The 22079-nt window shown below is 50.0% G+C and carries 17 protein-coding genes; 7 read left to right on the plus strand and 10 right to left on the minus strand.

Annotated features, from left to right (window positions below; genetic code table 11):
• Positions 1-30: 30 nt before the first annotated feature.
• The 4 genes from mgtA (at position 31) to gltX (ending at position 6094) form a co-directional block, all read left to right on the plus strand.
• Entirely contained in the window at positions 31-2733 is a 2703-nt protein-coding gene (gene mgtA, locus KOE80_RS04935) for a magnesium-translocating P-type ATPase (protein ID WP_226348532.1), read from the plus strand.
• A 130-nt stretch (positions 2734-2863) separates the two neighbouring features.
• On the plus strand, positions 2864-3943 hold the full coding sequence (locus KOE80_RS04940) for a sensor histidine kinase (protein ID WP_035270490.1): 1080 nt from the start codon (positions 2864-2866) through the stop codon (positions 3941-3943).
• Positions 3940-4581, plus strand: a complete 642-nt coding sequence (locus tag KOE80_RS04945; RefSeq protein WP_009460643.1) for a response regulator transcription factor — start codon at positions 3940-3942, stop codon at positions 4579-4581. Before KOE80_RS04940 ends, KOE80_RS04945 begins: the two co-directional genes overlap by 4 nt.
• Positions 4582-4684: 103 nt before the next feature.
• Positions 4685-6094 (plus strand): glutamate--tRNA ligase, encoded by a 1410-nt coding sequence (gene gltX / locus KOE80_RS04950; protein ID WP_226348533.1) that lies wholly within the window; start codon positions 4685-4687, stop codon positions 6092-6094.
• Positions 6095-6291: 197 nt separating this feature from the next.
• Here gltX and KOE80_RS04955 read toward each other — a convergent pair whose 3' ends face one another.
• The 3 genes from KOE80_RS04955 to KOE80_RS04965 form a co-directional block, all read right to left on the minus strand.
• A complete protein-coding gene (locus KOE80_RS04955; protein ID WP_009460639.1) occupies positions 6292-6840 on the minus strand; it encodes a YaeQ family protein in 549 nt (182 codons plus the stop codon).
• 76 nt (positions 6841-6916) lie between these two features.
• The gene (locus KOE80_RS04960; protein WP_226348534.1) at positions 6917-7426 is read right to left on the minus strand and encodes a hypothetical protein; all 510 of its coding nucleotides are present in this window, start codon (positions 7424-7426) and stop codon (positions 6917-6919) included.
• A gap of 99 nt (positions 7427-7525) precedes the next feature.
• Positions 7526-7984: an Lrp/AsnC family transcriptional regulator gene (locus tag KOE80_RS04965; RefSeq protein ID WP_009460635.1), complete on the minus strand. Its 459-nt coding sequence runs from the start codon at positions 7982-7984 to the stop codon at positions 7526-7528.
• Positions 7985-8096: 112 nt separating this feature from the next.
• Between KOE80_RS04965 and KOE80_RS04970 the strand changes: the two genes are divergently transcribed.
• From KOE80_RS04970 to KOE80_RS04980, 3 genes are all read left to right on the plus strand, one after another.
• Entirely contained in the window at positions 8097-11555 is a 3459-nt protein-coding gene (locus KOE80_RS04970) for an indolepyruvate ferredoxin oxidoreductase family protein (protein WP_226348535.1), read from the plus strand.
• Positions 11556-12014: 459 nt separating this feature from the next.
• Positions 12015-13007: a histone H1-like repetitive region-containing protein gene (locus KOE80_RS04975; RefSeq protein ID WP_413228920.1), complete on the plus strand. Its 993-nt coding sequence runs from the start codon at positions 12015-12017 to the stop codon at positions 13005-13007.
• A gap of 109 nt (positions 13008-13116) precedes the next feature.
• Positions 13117-13680, plus strand: coding sequence for a YggT family protein (locus KOE80_RS04980; RefSeq protein ID WP_226348536.1), 564 nt, complete (start codon positions 13117-13119; stop codon positions 13678-13680).
• 740 nt (positions 13681-14420) lie between these two features.
• Here KOE80_RS04980 and KOE80_RS04985 read toward each other — a convergent pair.
• From KOE80_RS04985 to mmsB, 7 genes are all read right to left on the minus strand, one after another.
• On the minus strand, positions 14421-15569 hold the full coding sequence (locus KOE80_RS04985; protein ID WP_226348537.1) for an acyl-CoA dehydrogenase family protein: 1149 nt from the start codon (positions 15567-15569) through the stop codon (positions 14421-14423).
• Between the two features lie 44 nt (positions 15570-15613).
• On the minus strand, positions 15614-17245 hold the full coding sequence (locus KOE80_RS04990; RefSeq protein WP_226348538.1) for an AMP-binding protein: 1632 nt from the start codon (positions 17243-17245) through the stop codon (positions 15614-15616).
• Positions 17246-17311: 66 nt separating this feature from the next.
• Positions 17312-18622, minus strand: coding sequence for a TRAP transporter large permease (locus KOE80_RS04995; RefSeq protein WP_226348539.1), 1311 nt, complete (start codon positions 18620-18622; stop codon positions 17312-17314).
• Positions 18623-18660: 38 nt separating this feature from the next.
• Entirely contained in the window at positions 18661-19167 is a 507-nt protein-coding gene (locus KOE80_RS05000; RefSeq protein WP_226348540.1) for a TRAP transporter small permease, read from the minus strand.
• A 45-nt stretch (positions 19168-19212) separates the two neighbouring features.
• Positions 19213-20316 (minus strand): TRAP transporter substrate-binding protein DctP, encoded by a 1104-nt coding sequence (dctP, locus tag KOE80_RS05005; RefSeq protein WP_226348541.1) that lies wholly within the window; start codon positions 20314-20316, stop codon positions 19213-19215.
• Between the two features lie 100 nt (positions 20317-20416).
• Complete coding sequence (locus KOE80_RS05010) at positions 20417-21043, minus strand: carboxymuconolactone decarboxylase family protein (protein ID WP_226348542.1); 627 nt, start codon at positions 21041-21043, stop codon at positions 20417-20419.
• Between the two features lie 115 nt (positions 21044-21158).
• On the minus strand, positions 21159-22067 hold the full coding sequence (mmsB, locus tag KOE80_RS05015; RefSeq protein WP_226348543.1) for a 3-hydroxyisobutyrate dehydrogenase: 909 nt from the start codon (positions 22065-22067) through the stop codon (positions 21159-21161).
• Positions 22068-22079: the final 12 nt, after the last annotated feature.

A 22079-nucleotide genomic window follows, 5' to 3' on the forward strand; every position in this document is an offset into this window, starting at 1 on the left:
ACCGTCACGCCTGTACACCAGGAGCATTACATGAGCATTCAACAACATCGTCCGCCACTGCGTTCAGTGGACTACGACGCCAAGCTGCGCACGGCCACCGAAACCGGGCTTAGCCTGGAGACGACCCTGGCCTCTGTACAAGCCAATCTGAATGGCCTGACCGACGCCGAAGCCTTGAGCCGCCTGACCGAATACGGCCCTAACGAGGTCGCCCGGGACAAGCCCGCCCACGCCCTGATTCAATTGGCGCTGGCCTTTAAAAATCCCTTTATTGCGGTCCTGATGGTGCTGGCCGCCGTCAGCGCTGTCACCGACATCATCTTGCCCATGCGCTCGGGCGAAGACGTGGACTACACCGGCGTGCTGATTATTGTGGTCATGGTCACCTTGAGCGGTCTGCTGCGTTTCTGGCAGGAGTACCGTTCCGGCAAAGCTGCCCAGGCTCTGAAAGCCATGGTACGTACCACCGCCAGCGTACAACGACGCTCTACCGTGTCCAGCGCTACGGTCATGCGCGAAATCCCCATGAGCCAGATCGTGCCCGGCGATATTGTGCGCCTGTCGGCTGGGGACATGATTCCGGCAGACTTGCGCTTGATAGAGTCCCGCGACTTGTTCGTCAGCCAGGCCGCCCTGACAGGTGAAGCCCTGCCTGTTGAAAAGTACGATGTCTTTAGCGCCGTCAGCAGCAAGAGTGCCTCTGCTTCCAGTTCCCAGGCTGGTGTGCTGGAACAGAACAATATGTGCTTTATGGGCACCAACGTGGTCAGCGGTACGGCCACGGCAGTGGTTGTGGCCACCGGTGCCAAGACCTATTTCGGCTCGCTGGCCAAAGCCATTGTCGGCTCGCGCGCCGAAACTTCTTTTGACCGGGGCGTTAACAGCGTCAGCTGGCTGCTGATTCGCTTCATGCTGGTCATGGTGCCCATCGTGCTGCTGATCAACGGTTTCTCCAAAGGCGACTGGACCGAAGCCTTCCTGTTCGCACTGGCCGTTGCCGTCGGTTTGACCCCTGAAATGCTGCCCATGATTGTGTCCTCCAACCTGGCCAAGGGCGCGGTGGCCATGGCCAAGAACAAGGTGGTGGTCAAACGTCTGAACGCGATCCAGAACTTTGGTGCCATGGACGTGCTGTGTACCGACAAGACCGGCACCCTGACACAAGATCGCATCATTCTGGAACACCATCTGGGTCTGGATGATCGCAACAGCCCCCGCATTCTGGAACTGGCTCTGCTCAACAGCCTGCACCAAAGCGGCGTGAAGAACCTGATGGATCAGGCGGTACTGCGCTTTGCAGAAAAGACACCCTCTGCCCTGCAAGCCATCGGCTCCTACCGCAAGATCGACGAACTGCCTTTTGATTTTGTGCGTCGTCGCCTATCAGTTGTCGTGCAAAATCCGCAAGGCGAGCAGCTCATGGTCTGCAAGGGGGCGGTGGAGGAAATGCTCAGCATTGCCACCCACGTACAAGACGGTGACCAGCGCTTGCCACTGGATACCGAGCAACGTGCCCGTTTGCTGAAAATGGCTTACCGCTATAACTCGGACGGCTTCCGTGTCTTGCTGATTGCCACTCGCCGTATTCCTGTCGAACAGGCCAAGAACCGTTACGAAGCCCAGGATGAACGCGAGATGACGGTACAAGGCTTGCTGACCTTCCTGGACCCACCCAAGGAAAGTGCTGCCCAAGCCATTGCCGCCCTGACCGAACACGGTGTAGCCGTGAAAGTGCTGACCGGCGATAACGAAATCATTACCGCAAAAATCTGCCGTGAAGTGGGCCTGGAGCCCGGCAAGCCTTTGCTCGGACCTGAAATCGAGCTGATGCAAGACCCCGATCTGCGTTGCGCTGTCGAGCGCCACTCGGTTTTTGCCAAGCTCACGCCCCTGCAAAAATCACGTGTGCTCAAAGCGCTGCAAGCCAATGGTCACACCGTCGGTTTTCTGGGGGATGGCATCAACGACGCCCCCGCCCTGCGCGATGCCGACGTGGGGATTTCAGTGGATAGCGGCACGGATATTGCCAAGGAATCGGCAGACATCATCCTGCTGGAAAAGAACCTGCTGGTTCTGGAAGAAGGCGTGATCAAAGGCCGCGAGACCTTTGGCAACATCATCAAGTACCTGAACATGACAGCCAGCTCCAACTTTGGCAATGTGTTCTCGGTGCTGGTGGCCAGTGCGTTCATCCCCTTTCTGCCCATGTTGGCGATCCACTTGCTGATTCAGAACCTGCTCTACGATATCTCCCAGCTGGCTTTGCCCTGGGACCGCATGGACAAGGACTTTCTACGCAAACCGCGTAAATGGGATGCCAAGAATATTGGCCGCTTCATGATCTGGATTGGCCCGACCTCATCCATCTTCGACATCACCACCTTTGTCCTGATGTGGTACGTGTTTGGCGCCAATACGCCCGAACTGCAATCGCTGTTCCAGTCCGGCTGGTTTATTGAAGGCTTGCTCTCGCAGACTCTGGTAGTTCACATGCTGCGTACGCAAAAAATCCCCTTCATCCAAAGCACCGCAGCCCTGCCTGTGATGCTGATGACCTTCCTGATTGCCGCTATTGGTATTTATCTGCCCTTCTCGGGCGTCGGTGCACTGGTTGGCCTGCAGCCTTTGCCTTGGGAATACTTCCCATGGCTGGTCGGCACCTTGCTGGCTTACTGCCTGGTCGCACAGGGTATGAAAATGCTGTACATCCGCCGCTTTGGCCAGTGGTTCTAAGTCTGACAGGCCTGGACTCCCGGAGCTCCTTTCGGGAGCCCAGGCCTTAACGCACATTCTGAAAGAACCTCGGGTATATGATGGCCACACGACAGACACCATCCTGCAGCCTGGCCCATACACGAAAGATATGACACCACCCCTTCGCTTCCTATCGAGCAAAACCTACCGAGCCTTGGCCCTGACCGGTATCTGTATTTTGATGGCGCTGGTCTTCATTGCCGATACCGTCACCAACTACGCGATCGCCGCTGCGGTCTTTCACACCCCGCTGCTGCTGATAGCGATTCGTTTTTTGTCGGCACGGCAAGTTGTTGCCCTGACTACCATCAGCATGGTGCTGACCGTGGTCAGTTTTCTGCTGACCCGCTCGGGCGACTACGACGTGGGCCTGGTCAATACCGGCATCAGTATTATTGCCATCGCGATCACCTCGTATCTGGGGCTGAAGCTCAAGTCTGTACAGGCAGCGGCTCATGAGACACGCGAGCATTTGCTGCGACTGTCCCGTTTGACTACCCTGGGCCAGCTCAGCACCTCGATTGCCCATGAAGTCAGCCAGCCTTTGGCCGCCATCAACAGCAGCGCGGGCGCCTGTCAGCGCTGGCTGGAAGCCTCGCCCCCTAATGTCGAGAAGGCACAGGCTGCCGCGCAGCGTATTGTGTACGACGCCCAGCGCGCCAAGGATGTGCTGGATCGGGTACGCAGCATTACCCGTAACGAAGCCCCCACCAGCAGCGCGTTTGATTTGAATCTGGCTCTGACCGAACTGCTTAGCCTGTCCGGTGGCGAGATGCGACGTCAGCATATTGATCTGCGTCTGGCCTTGCAGTCCGATCTGCCCCAGGTCTTTGCCGACCGGGTTCAGATTCAGCAGGTGATGGCCAATTTGCTGCTCAATGCCATCGAAGCCCTGTCCCCTCCCTCGGACTATCATGCGGCTCATATCACCATAGAAACCAGCGTCTTGCCCGGCGACAAGCCGCAAGCCAACAAGGTGCTGTTTTCCATCAAGGACAATGGTCCCGGCTTGTCGGGCACGCAACTGTCTCAATTGTTTGATACCTTCTGGACCACCAAGGCAAGCGGCCTGGGTCTGGGTCTGACCATCAGCCGCACCATTATTGATGCCAATAACGGCCATATCTGGGCCACTGACCAAGCCGATGGTGGTGCTGCCTTTCATTTCACCTTACCTTTGGCGCCATGACAGAAAATCTGGATTCCTCTCTGAACACGCCCACCGTCTACATCATTGATGATGACCCGTCCGTTCGCGCTGCCCTGGACGATTTGCTGGCCAGCGTAGGCTTGAACGCGCTGAGCTTTGCCTCTACACGAGACTTTCTGGCGCATCCTTTATCTGATGCCCCTGCCTGTCTGGTGCTGGATGTGCGCATGCCCGAGCAAAGCGGCACGGATTTTCATTTGCAGATGGAGTCGCGCGGGCTGCATATGCCGGTCATCTTTATTACTGGTCACGGCGATATTCATATGGCGGTCAAGGCCATCAAGCATGGTGCCTGGGATTTTCTGACCAAGCCTTTTGTAGATCAGGCCCTGATTGATGCCGTGCAGTCGGCTCTGGCTGCTGATGCGCAGCGCAAGGAAGAAGCCAGAACCCGGCTGACTTTGCAGCAACGCTGGGACAGCCTGAACGCCGGCGAGCGCGATGTCTTTGAGCGGGTAGTGCAAGGCCTGCTGAACAAACAGATCGCGGCCGAGCTGGATGTGAAGGAAGTGACGGTCAAAGTTCGCCGCGCCCGCGTGATGCAAAAAATGCAAGCCGGGTCGCTGGCGGAACTGGTGCGCCAGTTCGATCAACTCAATACAGAAAGCGGCCATTAGGACAGTTCTACGCGGCGGTTCTTTCCTAGTTGGCGTGCTGGGTTAAAATACGCAGATTCGGTCCCGTATGCGGGCTTCCCAAGGTCAAGGCCACACACAAGTTATGAGCACGTCTACTTCCAACGTCATCCGCACCCGTTTTGCCCCCTCGCCCACTGGTTATCTGCACCTGGGCGGCGCGCGCACTGCACTGTTCTCCTGGGCCTTTGCCCGTCATCATCAAGGCACTTTTGTGCTGCGTATTGAGGATACGGATCTGGAGCGTTCCACCCCCGAGGCGGTGCAAGGCATTCTGGATGGTATGCAATGGTTGGGCCTGGATGCGGACGAAGGTCCGTTCTACCAGATGCAGCGCATGGATCGTTACCGCGAGGTCATCGCCCAGTTGCTGAAAGACGGCCATGCCTATTACTGCTACAGCAGCCCCGAGGAAGTGGAAGCCATGCGCGAAAAAGCGCGTGTTCAGGGTTTGAAGCCTCGTTATGACGGTACATGGCGTCCTGAGGCTGGCAAGCAATTGCCTGCCATCCCGGCTGACCGCAAGCCTGTGGTTCGTTTCAAGAGCCCGCAGTCCGGCGCAACCAGTTGGGACGATATGGTGAAGGGCCGCATCAGCTTTGATAACAGCGAGCTGGACGATCTGGTCATTGCCCGCCCGGATGGCACGCCTACATACAACTTCTGCGTGGTGGTGGACGATTGGGACATGGCAATCACTCATGTGATTCGCGGTGACGATCACGTGAACAACACGCCACGTCAAATTGTGATTTTGCAGGCTTTAGGCGCGACTTTGCCTGAGTACGGTCACGTACCCATGATTCTGGGTCCTGATGGCGAGAAGCTGTCCAAGCGTCATGGTGCGGTCAGCATCATGGATTACGACAAGGACGGTTATCTGCCTGAAGCCATGATCAATTACCTGGCCCGTTTGGGCTGGAGTCATGGTGATGACGAGCTGTTCACCCGCGAGCAGTTGGTAGAGTGGTTTGATACGCGCAGTCTGAGCAAGTCGGCTTCGCAGTGGGACCCCAAGAAGTTGAACTGGGTAAATGCCCATTACATCAAGGCCAGCGACAATGCGGATCTGGCCGAGCGTGTGGCTCCCCGTATTGAGGCCTTGGGTGGCAAGACGGATGGTCAGGATTTGCCCGGCATCATGGGTTTGTTGAAAGACCGTGCCGAGACCTTGAATCAGCTGGCTGAAGGTGCTTTGTTATTCTGCCGTCCTTTCGAGCCCGCCAGCGATGAGCTGATGGCCGAGGTATTGACGCCGGAAGCGCGTGTTTTGCTGCGTGATTTTGCCAGCAAGGCGATTAGCTTGCCGCAGTGGAATACGGAGAATCTGGCTGCTTTGATCAAGCAGGTTCTGGCGGCTCACGAGGTGAAAATGCCCAAGCTGGCTATTCCTTTGCGCGTGGCAGTGACAGGACAGAAGCAGACGCCTGCGGTGGATGCGGTGCTGGCTTTGGTTGGACGCGACAAGGTGTTGGGACGTTTGGCTGGGCTGTAAGCGTTATAGCTAAGGCTTACATAAAGGGCATCTCATTCGAGATGCCCTTCTTTTTGCTTGGTACCCTGACATCGGCTCGATGGCTCGTCTATCGACGTTAAACCTGCATACCACCTAAGGCCGACTCCAACGCCACTTGCCCGATGCTCTTTGGCTCCGGCGAGCCAGGTTACTTCGTTGCAAGCAGTTGGCTCATATCAAACAGCCGCATTCAGGTGGCTGATTTCAATTGTCGCTTCGCCCTTATCGCTACTGGCCCAGACCGTGCCGTCCTGAACATTCAGATTGATGGTCATGCCACGCTCGGCCAGGGCGGCTAAGGCGTCAGTCCCGGCGGTATCCAGCGCATAGACCTGTATATTGCGGGCGCGGCTGATCTTGTCCTTGATGCCACTCCACCAGACGGAGACATTGCGGCCATAGGCCAGCACCGTCACCTTGTCAGCACGGCCGCTGGCTTTGATCAGACGTCTATCGTCCGGCAGGCCCACTTCCAGCCAATGCAGCAAATTGCCGCCCAGATCATGTTCCCACAAGGCGGGCTCGTCCGAGTCGCTTAGCCCGCGCGAAAAGCTCAAGGCTTCGTCCGCTTGCGCATACAAACCGTAAGCCAACAAACGCACCATCAGACGCTCTTCGGTCTCGGAGGGGTGACGGGCCAGCGTCAGGGTATGACTGCCGTAATAGGCCCGGTCGTTATCGGCCACATTAAGTTCAGCTTTATAAATCGTCGCGCGCAGAGCCATGGAGCGTCCAGCAAAAGAAACAGACAAAAAACTGGCCGCCCCCAGGACGGCCAGGAATCATTCAAGCAAGCAGAGATCAGAATGGCAGGCGGTAGCCAGGCGACATCCTGGTCAAGCGATAGGTGGTACCACTTTGGTCACGCAGCACCAGATTGCGGGCTGTCAGGTTGACGATGTTGTAGTGGTTTTCATAAATCGGGTCGCCCGGTTCGGTTGTGACCCCATTGGATTCTTGCGTGCTGATTTGCAAGTCGTTGCCCTTGCGCACCCAGCAACCGCTTTCGTTCAAGCCTTGCGAAGGCTTGTTGGGGCGCTTGACCTGTTCGGTGTACGCCATGGAGCCGTCAGTTTGCAAGGTGAACAAGGTACGCAGCTCACCAACCACGCCTTTCTGGCGGTGCTTGCTTAGCCAGTTACCAGCCAGTTGGTCCCCCGCCGCAGCAGGCTGACATGCAGGATGGACAGGCTTGGCAGCCGCTTGTGCAGCAGGCTCGGGAGCCGGCGCCTTGACCGCGCAGGCGCTTAAAAACACAGTAGCCAGCACAGCAACCCAGGAAGTGCGTCGCAAGATATTCGCCTTCGTCATAAAACCCCGTCCTTCATGCGTACATACCGACCCACCACAGGCCGGCGAATCCTGATTATTCTACCCGAAGGCGCTTGTATTACCCCATAACAAGATGCTTCAAAGTGGCAAAGGCAGTCGGGTCACGTTTTTGATTTCACGCATGGCCACAATCGTACGGGTTTGACGCACGCCCGGCATATTGAACAGAAAGCGATGCAGGAAATCGTCGTAGGACTCCGCGCTGGGCACCATGATCTTGAGCAGAAAATCCGCATCGCCAGTCACGGCGTGGCATTCCAGAATCTCGGGCGCATCGCGCACGGCACGAATGAAGTTATCGACTATTTCACCCGAGTGACGGTCCAGACTGATCTGGGTAAACATGCAACTTTGCAGTCCCACCTGACGGCGATCCACGCGCGCATAATAGCCTTGGATAACCTTGTTTTTTTCCAGATTTTTGATGCGCCGCCACACGGGCGCAGTGGACAAACCCACCTGCTCGGAGACCTGCTGAGCCGAGGCTCGGCCATCCAGCTGCAAGGCATCCAATATTTTTAAGTCAGTTTTATCCATATTTGAATATTTACGAAATGAACATTTCAAAGAATAGGGAATACACGCAACTATAACGCAAAAAAAAGCGAGGGCAGACTCTCTATCATGATCTCTATCTGGAGGTTTCATCATGACGCAGTCCGTCGACACTCAATACAAGCTAAGCGACAACCTGACCGCACAATCAGGACGCATCTTTTTAACTGGCACACAGGCCCTGGTGCGCATGTTGCTGACCCAGGCTCGCCTGGATAAAGAACACGGTTTGAACACCGCCGGTTTTGTCTCCGGCTACCGTGGTTCGCCGCTGGGTGGCGTGGACATGATCATGTGGAAGGCCCAGAAGTATCTGGACCAGGCCAAGGTCCGTTTCCAACCCGCTATTAACGAAGACCTGGCCGCCTCCATGATTATGGGCACCCAGCAAGCTGGCGAGCGTGCCGACCGTACCGTCGATGGCGTGTTCTCCATGTGGTATGGCAAGGGCCCCGGTGTAGACCGCGCGGGCGATGCCTTGCACCACGGCCATGCTGCCGGTGCCTCCCAACACGGTGGCGTCCTGATGATTGTGGGTGATGATCACGTGGCCTCGTCCTCGTCCATTCCCCACGCCAGCGAACAATCCCTGATCGCCTGGGGCATCCCGGTGGTCAACCCCAGCTCGGTTGAAGAATACGAACGCTTTGGTATCTGGGCCTGGGCCTTGTCGCGTTACTCCGGCTCCTGGGTGGCCTTCAAAGCCATTACCGAAACCGTGGAAAGCGGCCGCTCTTTCGAGATTGCCCCTCTGGATGATCTGGCCCCGGCCTTGGCCGACAAGCAAGGCGGCAAGCATCCCTACGACCCCAGCAAGTTCCTGACACCATCCATGGAAGGCACTCTGGATGCCCGCTTGGAGAGCGTGCGCGATTTCGCTCATAAATACAGCCTGGACCGTATCCTGGAAGCGGCACCTGATGCGCGTATCGGTATTGTGTCCACCGGCAAAGCCACACTGGACACGCTGGATGCGCTGCAACAGCTCAGCAGCCTGAAGGACCTGCCCGCCATCCGCCATCTGAAGATCGGTTTGAGCTGGCCTGTTAACCCGCAATCGCTGAACGATTTTATTGAAGGCCTGGACCACGTTCTGGTCATTGAAGAAAAGGGCCCGATCATTGAAGACCAGTTAAAGAATCTGCTCTTTAACCGTGCCCAACGCCCCACGGTGTCGGGCAAGCGCGATATCGAGAATGAAGTGCTGATCCCTGCCGATGGCCAGCTCAGCCCTGCCCGTGTGGCCGTGGGTCTGCGTCGCTGGCTGGGTCATCACGCCAATGTGCAGCTGCCTGCCTGTACGGTGCAAAACCTGGCACCGATTGACACCAATGGTCTGACCCGCCGCCCCTACTTCTGTTCGGGCTGTCCGCACAATACCTCCACCAAAGTGCCCGAAGGCAGCCAGGCCATGGCCGGTGTGGGTTGTCACTACATGGCAACCTGGATGGACCGCAAAACCCGTGGTCTGACTCAAATGGGTGGCGAAGGCACGGACTGGGTGGGCCTGTCACCCTTTATCCAAACGGGCCACATGTTCCAGAACATGGGTGAAGGCACGTACTTTCACTCCGGCTATCTGGCAATTCGTCAGGCGATTGCCGCGGGTGCCAACATTACCTACAAGATTCTGTTTAACGATGCGGTTGCCATGACGGGCGGTCAGCCGGTTGACGGCCCGATCTCCGTACCCCGCATTTGCCAGCAAACCATTGGTGAAGGTGCGCGTCGTGTGGTCATCACCACCGATGAGCCCGAGCGCTATCGCGGTGTCAGCCTGCCTGCCGGTGTGGACGTTCATCACCGTCGCGAGCTGGATCGCTTGCAGCGTGAATTGCGCGAGATCCCTGGCGTCACCATTCTGATTCACGACCAGACCTGTGCGGCTGAAAAGCGTCGTCGTCGTAAAAAGAACGAGTACCCCGATCCTGCCCGTCGCCTCTTTATTAATAAGGCTGTCTGCGAGGGCTGTGGGGATTGCGGTGTGCAATCGAACTGCCTGTCTCTGGTGCCTGCTGAAACTCCTGAAGGCCGCAAACGCCAGATCGACCAGTCCAGCTGTAATAAGGACTACTCCTGCGTGGACGGTTTCTGCCCCAGCTTTGTGTCGGTGATGGGCGGTGCCCTGCGCCGTGGTGATCAGAATGGTCAGGCTGATATGAAGGCCCAGTTGCTGGCCAAGCTGGACACGCTGCCACAACCCGCCATTCAAGCGCGCGACTGCAATGTGATTGTGGCCGGTGTGGGTGGTACGGGAGTGATCACTATTGGTGCGGTGCTCTCCATGGCGGTACACCTGGAAGGCCGCTCCAGCTCCGTGCTGGACATGACGGGCCTGGCACAAAAAGGCGGCACCGTCATCAGCCACATCCGTCTATCTGCCAATAAAGAGAACACGGGTGCGGTGCGTGTCGATCCCGGCCAAGCCGACCTGGCGATCTTGTGCGATGTGGTGGCAGCCGCTCACCCCAATGCCGTGTCTTGCCTGCGTCCTGGTCATACTCACGCCATCATCAACAAATACCTGGCCCCCACGGCGGAATTCACCCGTAACCCGGATGCACCTCTGGACGCACAGCATTTGTTGAGCCAACTGAAAACTGCGGCTGGTGAAAACCTGGTACGTTCCTTCAATGCCCATCAGGCCGCTACTGTCTTGTTTGGAGATAGCCTGCTATCGAATATGTTGTTGATGGGCATGGCCTGGCAACAAGGCTCCCTACCCGTCAGCAGCGCAGCCATTGAACGGGCTATTGGCCTGAATGGCGTTGCCATTCAGGCCAATCTGGATGCCTTCCATTTGGGCCGTGCTCTGGCTCACGACGAAAAAGCCCTGAGCCGCCTCATGGCTCCCGCCGCACAAGTAGTGAGCTTGCAGCGCCGCGAAACGCTGGAACAGATCATGCAGCGCTGCACCCGCAGCCTGGAGCAATACCAGAACGCTGGCTATGCCCAGCAGTTTTCCAACACCATCCATGCCCTGCATGACGCCGAACAAAAACTGCGTCCCGATCAACGCCCTGTCTTGGCAGAAAAAGCGGCACGCAGTTTGTACAAGTTAATGGCTTACAAAGATGAATACGAAGTCGCTCGTCTGTTCAGCTCGCCTGCCTTCCGCCAGGATCTGGAACAACAATTCGAAGGGGACTTCTCCTTGCGCTTTCACTTTGCACCACCGTTGTTGGCACGCCGTGACCCCGTGACGGGTCGCCCTCGCAAAATTACCCTGGGCCCTCGAACCGCCACCTTGCTGCGCTGGATGGCCAAAGGAAAAAGTCTACGCAACACACCGCTGGACCCATTTGGCTACACGCATGAACGTCGTATGGAACGACGCTTCTGGCGCGAATACCAGAACCTGCTCAAACGCTTGAGCAAGCATCTGGATCAAACCAACTATGCCACCGCCTTGGAACTGGCCGACTTACCTCAACAACTGCGCGGTTTCGGTCCCGTGAAAATGGAATCCGCCAAAAAGTACGAAGCCCGCTTTATCGAGCTGTCGCAGCAATTGAAAAATACAGATCCAACCATTCAGGCAGTTCCTGCCTAAGCCTTGCAGCCAGAACAATTGACCTGCCCTTTCAGCCCTGCCTACGCAGGGCTTTTTTTGTCGCCGGGCCGTCCCAAGGCTCGGCACCCCCAGCAACAAACATCCCTCAAGAGTCAACAAGCCAGAAGCGCCGTCTGAACTTTTTGGGTGGGGTCAACAAACAGTAAAAACAGCAAATCAGTCACGAATTGCAGCCCGCTTTCAACTCTCTTTTCCATTCTTGACACAGGCTTTGCAAACCCTGAACAGGGCATGCAAGCCACTCAGCAATGCGTCAAAAATCAGGGACTTGGATGTGGCTATTAACTGATTGTGCGTGTTCAGAACGCAACTTATTGGAGACAGCCAGCACCGATTAACAAAACCATCAGCCCCAAGCCATGATTAATGCTTGACTGTATAGGGGCTTGCGTTAGACTTCTATGCGTATAAGGTATTGACTTTAAACGCCTGCGTCATTTGAAAAAGGCCATTGCAGTTTTCCAGGCCAGGTCAAATGGGTGTGGACAAACTAAAGACTTGTTCTCAAGGAGCATGATCATGGCAACAGCCAAGAAAGGCGCAGCAAAAACAGCCAACACGAAAACCGCCAACGCTAAAAAGGCAACGCCAAGCAAAGCGGTTGCAGCCCCCGTCAAAGCGACTGCCAGCAAGACCAGCGCCAGCCGTAAACCCGCTGCCGTCAAATCCCCTGCTAAAACTGCGGCTACCCAGACCAGCAAGGCAGTTGTAAAAGCCCCAGCCAAATCCACAACTGCGGCCACCGCCAAGAAAACGGTTGCGAAAAAAGTTGCGGTCAAGCGAGCCGCTCCAGCAAAAACAACGGCGGCAAAAACAACGGCCAGCAACGCTACTGCGACCAAAACCGTAGCCAAAAAAGCAGCCGCCAAAAAGACGGTGGCCAAGCAAGCCGTGGCTAAAAAAGCAGTGGCCAAAAAGGCTGTAGCCAAGCAGGCGGTTGCTAAAAAAGCCGTTGCGAAAAAGGTTGTTGCAAAAAAAGCAGTGGCCAAAAAAGCGGTCGCCAAGAAAGTAGCCGCTCCCAAAACGACCGGCACCAAAACCAGCACGGCCAAACCTGCCGCTACCGCTGCGAAAAAAACGAGCAGCACGTCGACAAGCAAAACAGTCGCCAAAAAAACCACCGCCCGCAAAGCGTCGGCTAAACCTGCCACTAAAACCACGACCAAGGCAGCCGTAAAAACAGCCGTTAAGACAGCCAGCCCTGCTGCCAAAACCCCAAAACCTGCCTCCCCCAAGAAGAAAGAAGTCAAAGCCGTGACCACAGAAACCACGTCCCAAAAATCGAGCCCGTCCCCTAAAGCAGCACCTAAAGCCGGTAATAAAACGGCCGCCCGCAAAGCGACCAAAACAGCGGCCACCACAAGCGAAGCACGCCGTGAAGACGTCAATCCAGCCGGTTCGTGGCCCTTCCCAAGCGGCAAGCGTCCTTAATTACACGCCGCTTGCTTTTCCTCAAGAGCCACCTGAGCAAGGTGGCTCTTTGGTTTTGTAGCACTTGCGTGCGACAATTCTCTCTGTTCTCAACTCATCCCAAGCAACCATGTTCAGTGAAGTCGCCCTCTTCCTAATTCATATTGTTCTATCGCTGCTGGGCACAATCCTGCTGCTGCGTGCCTGGGTGTATGCGCTACGAATTCATCCTTTCAACCCCTATTCGCAAGCCATGTTCAAAGTCACGGACTGGCTGGTCGTCCCCTTGCGGCGTGTGATCAAAGGTGGCCAGCGCTGGGACTGGACCTCCTTGGTCGGCGCTTGGTTAAGCGCATTGGTCTACCTGATTCTCAGTGCCATGGTACTGACCGAATCCGTCTCCGTGCTGTCCAATCTGCCCGTGCTCTTGCTGGCCGCTGTTTTTACGTTGCTGCGCTGGACCTTGAGCCTGGTCTTTTGGGTTGTATTGCTACAGGCACTGCTGTCCTGGATTCAACCACAATCGCCCAGCATGCCTTTGCTGCGTTCGATTACCGCTCCCTTATTGGACCCCATCCGTCGCGTCTTACCCGATTTGGGCGGGCTGGACGTCTCACCACTGATCTTACTGCTGCTGACCCAAGTGCTTAACATGATCATCACCCGCACAGCGTTCAGCCTGGTGCCCATTTAAGCAAGCAACACCCATCCTTGAAACAGCCTGAGCATCCACTCAGGCTTTTTTTATGGTGCGCCCGGCAGATGGCAAAGCTCTCGCCTGATGTACAGGCCGTACTAGTTACCATTACCCTGAGGCTGTGGGATGCATAAGCAGAAGCCCTGGAGATGAAAAGCTTTAGGCCGGGAAAGCAGCCGGAAGCTGTATGAATACACTCGGGGGCTAAGGTTCGCACAGAGCGATATCTGGGCAAACATAATTGAAGGATAAAACGCTAATAGAGTCGGTTGTAGAATGCGAAAACATGTACCATGCGTATCAAGTAACAAGACGGTTGCCACTGTTGATGGCATGACCACCAAGGATTGAGGGCGTGACTTAAACACTATTGCTTATGTATGCGAAGCGCTGCTGTAAGGCAGCTATTGCCACAGGCGATGCGTCGAGCAGCCGGACGGCGAGACACGCACAACGTAGTGCGGGCACACGTTTATGCCAAGTCTAATCTGCACTGAGGGGACCTGGACTTAGAGATGTTCTCTGCTTTTCGCTAATCCACAATTTTTAGTAGTGCCACGTACTTTTTATTAGCATGTGGAGCTGAATGACTTTCGGTACGTCGCCACGAAGTAGATGTAGTCCGACAATTCCGAGGATGCAAAAATCATAGAAGAAATATTTATCGTGAAACTGCGGCTGTCAATGGTCAGCCGCAGTTTTCTCTGCTGGAAATCACTAAAAATGAGGGGATTAGCTCAAGAGGATTTCAATGCACGCGCTATAACTAAGTTTTGAATTTCGCTAGTGCCATCCATAAACTCGCAAACCCGCGCAGCAGACATCTGACGGTGAATATCATATTCATCTTTCAGACCGTTGGCTCCAAATACTTGAAGACAGTCACTGAGACCTTTGAAAGCCGTTTGAGTAGCAAATTTTTTTGCATGTGCTGCAAATAAAGTGGAATCGATTCCGCTATCGAGCTGATGTGCTGCCTGAAAAGTAAGACTACGACTTGCTTCTAGCTGAGTGGCGATCTCTGCTAAGGCAAATTGAATTTTCTGAAAATTGTAAATACTTTGACCAAAAGCATGACGCTCTGTCGCATATTTGATAGCTGCTTTGAGCCCCCCAAGGAGGGCTCCGTTACACATCGCTGCTACTCCAATACGGGCAATGTTAAGCCCAGCCATAGCAGTAGAAAACGCAATGCCAGGGGGGAATGCAAGTTGCTGCTGGGACGCTTCAACCTTATCTAACTGAAGATTGGTAGTTCCCATTGCATGAGAAGCAAGCATGCGAATAGGAGCAGAGAAATTCATTCCTCGCTGAGATCGCTCAAGAGCAAAGCAAGCAATACCCTTGGCACCTTTAGTAGTATCAGTCTGACAAAATGTCAGTAGAAAATCAGCATTACTGCCGTTTGTAACCCATGCTTTATGTCCAGTTAAGCAAAAACCGCCATTTTTGCGCTCTGCATGGCTTTTGATTGAGCCCGCATCTGACCCCGCATCAGGCTCAGTCAAGACGAATGCACCAATTGACTCGCCTGATATGAGTGCTGAGACGTTGTTTGACCTAAGTTCAGTATCAATAATTTTTGCTGTTGCGGCAGCCACTACACAATGAACTGCCAATGCGCAGGTAAACCCCAGATCACGTGCAGCAAGTTCCTCGTAACATCGTAAGAGGGTTGAAAAGCTAAGCCCCTCCCCCCCCAATTCAGCAGGAATATTGATACCTGCAAATTGCCTAATCGCTTGACGTAGTGATTCGACTGGCTGTGTTTTAGCGCTCTCCCATTCCTGGGCGTTAGGTTTAATTATCTTTTCTGCAAATTCAGCAGCTTTTATTATTTTATCTCTTTCTATATCTTTTAATAAATTTTGTTTCTTATAGCTCATATCGTCTCCATTATTAAAAATAAATTCCTTATAATTAATTATTTTTAAACTAGATCTTTTATTTTTTTTCTAAGCATAAATTTTTGAATCTTTCCGGTTGATGTTTTTGGTAATTCAGTAAATATAATCTTTTTTGGTCTTTTATACCCAGCGAGATATTTTTTACAATGATCAATTAAATCTTTTTCTACTACCTGCGCATCTTCCTTTAGTTCAATGAATGCACAAGGAACCTCACCCCAGTGAGCTTCAGGCATTGCTACAACAGCAGCATACATAACATCAGGATGTCGATAAAGTGCTTCCTCAACCTCTACTGATGAAATATTCTCCCCTCCAGAAATTATGATGTCTTTAGCACGGTCAGTTATAGAAATATATCCATCTGGGTACCGAACAGCAATATCTCCAGTATGTAACCATCCGCCGTCAAATATTTCCTGTGTTGCAGTAGCATTTTTTAGGTATCCTGCCATTATTATGTTTCCTCGAAAAAAAATCTCTCCCGTTGTTTCCCCATCCCACGGTACTGGATTGAGTGTTTCAGGATCCATGACTTCGAGCCCTTCCTGCATATAACTTCGAACGCCTTGTCGACTTGTGAGCTTTGATCGTTCATACAAAGGTAATTCTTTCCACTCAGGCTTACTCAAGCAATAAGATGATGGACCATATGTTTCAGTGAGACCATAGACATGAGTAATTTCAACTCCCATCTCTTCCATTCCTGCTATCACAGCTGGAGGTGGAGGAGCACCAGCGATGAGTGCTTTAATAGGATGACTGAACTTAAGCGGCTGCTTCTTGTACTCAGTTACGAGCATTGCGTGTACAGTTGGCGCAGCACAAAAATGAGTAATCTGATGATGGTCGATTAATGAAATAATTTCATTTGGATTGATACGACGAATCAATACATTTGTTCCCATCGCCGCAGAAATAGTCCAAGGGAAGCACCAACCGGAAGCATGAAACATTGGCAAAGTCCAGAGATAAACTGGATCTGGTCCCATATTCCATGAAATTATATTACCAATTCCATTTAAGTATGCACCACGATGAGTGTAAACAACACCTTTAGGTTTTCCAGTAGTACCAGACGTATAGTTTAATGCAATTGGAGACCACTCATCTTGAGGAAAATTGAATGGTAAATTTGGATCACCCATCTTTAAAAAATCCTCGTATTCGAGTTGTGTTAGGGTGTGATCAACAGGATGAGTTGAGTCTTCGACAACGATAATTTTCGGAGGATCAGAAAGTAAAGATATGGCATTTATAGCTAATTGTGCATATTCAGGATCAATAAGCAATAATTTCGTTTCACTATGTTCAAGCATAAATGCAATCGTTGCTGCATCTAATCGAGTATTCAAAGCATTTAGTACCGCTCCCGATGCTGGAACTCCAAAATTAGCTTCATACATTGCTGGTACATTTGGAAGTAATGTTGCGACAACATCCCCACGCTTAATTCCATGTAATATCAATGAACTGGCAAAACGTTTGCATCTTTCATAGACAGTATTCCAAGTAAATTTACGAGAGCCGTAAATTATCCCTATATGATTTGGCCGCACCTCTGCTGTTCTTATTAGAAAGCTAAGCGGCGTAAGCTGAACGTAATTAGCACTCGAATGTTGTAGCCCATCTGAAAAAATTGTATTGGCAATCATTTTTGCTCCTCTAGACATTTTAATTAATGAGAATTCTAGACTCGTATTTATTGTATTTTTTTAATTTCAACTACTCATAAGTTGAGGCAGAAACAGTGTTATTTTTGGAAATAAAATTAAAATCCCAACTATAAAAATCTCGGCCACTATAAACCATATAAGACCGCGAAAAATATCACCAATCGCAACACTATCACCAAAAGCATCTTTGACTATAAAAACATTTAATCCAACAGGAGGAGTAATAAGACCTATTTCTATTAATTTGACCAATACTATACCGATCCAAATAAGATTCATATTTAACGCGTTGAATGCGGGAAGAAATATTGGAAGTGTAATTAGCATTATTCCGATCGGATCAAGAAATATCCCCAATAAAAGATAAGTAAAAACAAAAATCAGCATAAGCATTGTAGGAGTTAGAGATATTTCATTAATAAACTCTCCTACTTGATTTGGCAATCCACTGATAGCAATCAAATTTGCAAATAAAGCCGCCCCAATAGCAATAAAAAAAATTGCCGCTGTGCTTTTTAAAGAATCAGAGAGCGAAGACAGAATAACTCTAATACTAAAGTCACCTCTGAATATTATTACCAATAATGCAATAATGCATCCAAGTGCCGCTGCCTCTGTAGCAGTTGCAATCCCTGTATAGATTGAACCCATTATGGAAAAAATAAGCAGTGGTAGAGGCCAAATTTTCATTAAAACCTTCAGTTTCTGGCTGGGTGTGACTTCATCATGACAGGGCGGGGCAATATCAGGAGAAATTCGACAACGTAAGTAAATTACTAAACAATATACGACAGCTGTTAACAGACCTGGCAGAAAGCCGGCCATTAGCAGTTCTCCAATAGGCTGCTCAGCGTACCATCCGTAAATAATGAGCAATATTGAAGGTGGAATTAATGCACCAACAGTCCCAGCGGCGGCAATGACTGAACTAGCCAGTGAAGGAGCATAACCAGCAGCAAGCATTTCTGGGCCTGCTAAACGTGCCATTGCAGCTGTTGCTGCAAGGCTTGATCCTGATGCGGCAGAAAATGCCGCGGTTGCGACATTGGTAGAAATCGCGAGCCCACCCGTGGTCTTGCCCAACCAAATTTTTGCTGCTTTGAAAATTGAAGACGTTAGGCCTCCTCGATGGCTTAGTGCTCCCATAAGGAGAAACATAGGAATGGCGCTAAGTGACCAATGAGCAGAAAAATCATAAGGGATGCCTGCTAGGGTAGCGAAGGCAGCAAGTGGGCTACGAATAATTGCAATTCCTAGCAATGATAAAGTTATTAACGTGATTGCTACTGGCATCCGCAACGCAAGAAGAATAAACAACATACACAGTAATATAGCCAAAACTATAAGTGGATCCATTAATGTCTCGCTCCTGTAAATATAAAAATATTATTAATTTATTTTTTTTGTATTTGATTAAAATAAATAACTGTAGTTATAAACGAAGCTAAAAAAATACCTAAAATTGACGCCACATAAATCCACCGAACTGGCCATATAGGTAAAGTGGAAAGACCATATTCAACATACTCATGTTGAAGTGTTCTCCTAGTCGCTAAGTCAATCGCTGAAAGAAACCATATTGAAGTAAGAATAAATGTAAAACCAGACATAATTGCATCAAGTAAATTTTTTATTCTATTATTCAGATGAAAAGTAGCAACGTCGACTACGATGTGCCCTTTTGATAGCTGCAAGAATGCAAGAGGGCAAAAAGTTACTATTACCATGTACCAATTAGAAACAATCTCTAGTGTGCCTGGTACTGATGTCTTAAAGAGATTTCGCGCTAGAACATCAATGGAAACATGCCCTACCATTATTACTAATACAATACATCCAAAGTAAAATCCAATTTTGGAGTACCATTCTGTAGTTTTTTTTAGAAATCGAAGCAAGCTCATTTATAATTCACCCCTTTAAATATACATCTTTTAAATTAAAAATTTTCAGTATATTACTTTCGAGTAAATCTCCTGGTAAATTGTATTTTTAATTTTCTCATCTAATGTGCCTTCTTGAGCAATAATTAGCTCCCATTTCAATAAAAGCTCATTATATTTTTTTATAATATCTTCAGATGAATCAATTCGAGCACGAACTGCTCTGGTCATCGTATTTTTTATTACCTCTGAATTCGTTTCAGAAAATTTTTTCCTGAATGATATATCAGGTTTAATATAATTAACACCATGATCCCTTGCCTCTTCTTTAACTTTATTATTAATATCTAAAAAATATTTTGATAAATCCATTAGAAGCTGTGGCATAGATTTTACAATCAATTCTTTTTCATTATTTCCAAGAGAATCCCATTCCCCCCTATTCAGAACCAACAAATGCCCCCCTTGAAAAGCACCAAGAGGCATATCCAAAACAGTTTTTGATACATCCCATAGACTGAGGGTGCGCAACCAGTAAAGAGGCGCAATTGCACAGTCTATAATGCCTCTTTGAAGAGCCTCATAAGTGTCACTTGTTGGGATATTTACAGGGCTGGCATCTAGATTAAGTACCAATAAATTCCAGTTCCCTGTTGATTTAATACGTTTTCCTTTCAAATCTTCCGTGCTTTTTATATTTTCCCTGCATAAAAGATAGTAATCAGATGTTCGATGGATACCCATTGTTTTAACTTTTAATAGATCCAAGTCTCTTTGGCAACCATCACAGTGGAGTAGCTGCAATTCAGTGACAGCTAATGTTGCCGCAAGTATATTCGCCTGATTCATTCCCAAATCATTTATTAATGCACTATGTGGAAGTTGCGTCGGAACGTATGCATCAACAACATATCCAGCTGAAACAATTCCAAATTCGATACCATCCAAGACTGTTCTTTCTTTTACAATTGATCCTCCCAGCTGAAAATCTATCTCTAGTCTTTGATTGCTTTTATTTAATAAATTCTCTCGGAATGCATTTAAACCACCATTTATAACTGGATTTGATGGTGTCATATGTGTTCCATAAGAAAGTATCTGAGAGCTTGCTAGCCCCTTATAGGTGATTAAAGATATGGCCAATCCCAAAACCAACAGTCTTTTGATCACAACCGTCTCCTTTTATACATTTTATAAATTTTTTATCTACTATTATTTTATTAACAAATATAATTTTCTTGTGTTTTTTATTTTTATACTAATTTTTTACTTATATCAGATCCTCTAATGAGGCCTCTACACGCATGCCAATAGCCAAGTGGATCGCTGCGGCCATCTCAATCTTTGTCGCTCCTGCTTTAATTGCATCAGCGGTGTGTTTTTGCAAACAGTAAGCACACTGTGTAATTGTTGCGCATGCAATCGCAATCAGCTCATAATCTTTTGGATTTATTCTCATACCTTTACCATGCAGGCTTGACATATACTTTGCCATTAAATCAAAACTTTCTGCATCTGTATTTCTCATATTTGTCATATATTTCCGATCTTCTTTTATTTGCTCAATAATATTTTCAGATATAAATTCAGAATTTCCTTCAATAAATTTAAATACTAGGCGGCCATATGCAACTGCAGCACCAGCACGCAATGCAGCGGAAATTAGTTCTGCTTCTTTTACTTCCTGTTCATCAGCTATATTTAAAGCTTCTTTTCTTATTGACATAGCTAAATTTTTATTTGGTATCGCTACTGCAATCGCTAAACGCAATAAGGTTGATATTTTTATACCTAGCACATTTTCTGCGCTTTCAATAGTTTTATTTTTGTAATTTAGGTAGTTGCTATTGATATTTTCTGTAGATATCTTTACTTGATTTTTATTGTAATTTTCCATTTTTCTTCCTTTTTAAGTATTTTCTTTTAACTTTAATTAATTTTTAACTTTTTCAGCATATATTATTTAGTGATCTTAACTTTATAAAAACAGCTTAATTATTAATTATTAAGATCTATGCAGGAGATTCACTTGAAGCCAACATCAGTTGAACTACGCTGGAAAAGTCGAGGGAGCCACGTCCAGCTAAACTATTCATGGCGTAAAGATTGCGTGCAAGTTCTCCGAGAGATACGGTTGCTCGCACATCGATAGCAGCTTCAATTGCTAGTCCTAAGTCTTTGAGCATAAGGTCATTTCCAAATCCTCCTTGATACCCATTCGACGCCGGAGCATTGGGGATTACGTTAGGCCATGGATTGCAGATTTCGGTGGCCCAACTCCGACCAGTGCTCACGGCGATCATGTCCGATAAGATTTTAGGGTCCAGCCCGTGAGCTACTCCTAGGGCAATAGCCTCGGCGGTAGTAGCCATGATCACTCCTAGAGCCATGTTGTTGCACAGTTTTGCTACTTGACCTGCACCAGCCGGTCCCATATGAAAAATATTTTTCCCCATTGTTCTTAAGACTGGATCAGCTCGCTTTACTGTTTTCTTTTCGCCCCCGACGATAAAAGTCAGACCCGCCTTCTGTGCTCCTGATACCCCACCGGAGACCGGTGCATCAATCATAAGAAGATTCCGTGCATGCGCAGCATCTGCAATCTTTTGGGCTGATGTAGGTGAAATGGTGCTGCAGTCAATTAATAGCGTATTTGGTTTTAATTTATTGAGTAAGCCGTTTTCACCTAGATACAACGTCTCCACATGGTTGCTTGCGGGTAACATAGAAATGACTACGTCGGCATTTTCCGTAGCTGCGAGGGCCGATTCTGCTGTTCCCACTCCTTCGTCAACCATTTTGTTGAGTGCATCTGTACTGAGATCGTAAGCGGTGACAGCGTAACCAGCCCTGTGAATATTGATTGCCATTGGTCCCCCCATGTTGCCGAGGCCGATAAAAGCAATGTTTTGGTCTAACATGTTAATTTTTCC

The sequence above is a fragment of the Alcaligenes sp. 13f genome (assembly GCF_020496585.1).
Taxonomy (GTDB): Bacteria; Pseudomonadota; Gammaproteobacteria; order Burkholderiales; family Burkholderiaceae_B; genus Alcaligenes; species Alcaligenes phenolicus.

What these genes read in the sequence shown, in the direction of transcription:
- mgtA (WP_226348532.1), top strand. Translation starts at nt 31, where the DNA reads ATGAGCATTCAACAACATCGTCCGCCACTGCGTTCAGTGGACTACGAC.
- KOE80_RS04980 (WP_226348536.1), top strand. Translation starts at nt 13,117, where the DNA reads ATGTTCAGTGAAGTCGCCCTCTTCCTAATTCATATTGTTCTATCGCTG.
- KOE80_RS05000 (WP_226348540.1), bottom strand. Translation starts at nt 19,167, where the DNA reads ATGAGCTTGCTTCGATTTCTAAAAAAAACTACAGAATGGTACTCCAAA.
- KOE80_RS04945 (WP_009460643.1), top strand. Translation starts at nt 3,940, where the DNA reads ATGACAGAAAATCTGGATTCCTCTCTGAACACGCCCACCGTCTACATC.
- KOE80_RS04995 (WP_226348539.1), bottom strand. Translation starts at nt 18,622, where the DNA reads ATGGATCCACTTATAGTTTTGGCTATATTACTGTGTATGTTGTTTATT.
- mmsB (WP_226348543.1), bottom strand. Translation starts at nt 22,067, where the DNA reads ATGTTAGACCAAAACATTGCTTTTATCGGCCTCGGCAACATGGGGGGA.
- gltX (WP_226348533.1), top strand. Translation starts at nt 4,685, where the DNA reads ATGAGCACGTCTACTTCCAACGTCATCCGCACCCGTTTTGCCCCCTCG.
- KOE80_RS04985 (WP_226348537.1), bottom strand. Translation starts at nt 15,569, where the DNA reads ATGAGCTATAAGAAACAAAATTTATTAAAAGATATAGAAAGAGATAAA.
- KOE80_RS04955 (WP_009460639.1), bottom strand. Translation starts at nt 6,840, where the DNA reads ATGGCTCTGCGCGCGACGATTTATAAAGCTGAACTTAATGTGGCCGAT.
- KOE80_RS04965 (WP_009460635.1), bottom strand. Translation starts at nt 7,984, where the DNA reads ATGGATAAAACTGACTTAAAAATATTGGATGCCTTGCAGCTGGATGGC.
- KOE80_RS04960 (WP_226348534.1), bottom strand. Translation starts at nt 7,426, where the DNA reads ATGACGAAGGCGAATATCTTGCGACGCACTTCCTGGGTTGCTGTGCTG.
- KOE80_RS04940 (WP_035270490.1), top strand. Translation starts at nt 2,864, where the DNA reads ATGACACCACCCCTTCGCTTCCTATCGAGCAAAACCTACCGAGCCTTG.
- KOE80_RS05010 (WP_226348542.1), bottom strand. Translation starts at nt 21,043, where the DNA reads ATGGAAAATTACAATAAAAATCAAGTAAAGATATCTACAGAAAATATC.
- KOE80_RS04990 (WP_226348538.1), bottom strand. Translation starts at nt 17,245, where the DNA reads ATGATTGCCAATACAATTTTTTCAGATGGGCTACAACATTCGAGTGCT.
- KOE80_RS04970 (WP_226348535.1), top strand. Translation starts at nt 8,097, where the DNA reads ATGACGCAGTCCGTCGACACTCAATACAAGCTAAGCGACAACCTGACC.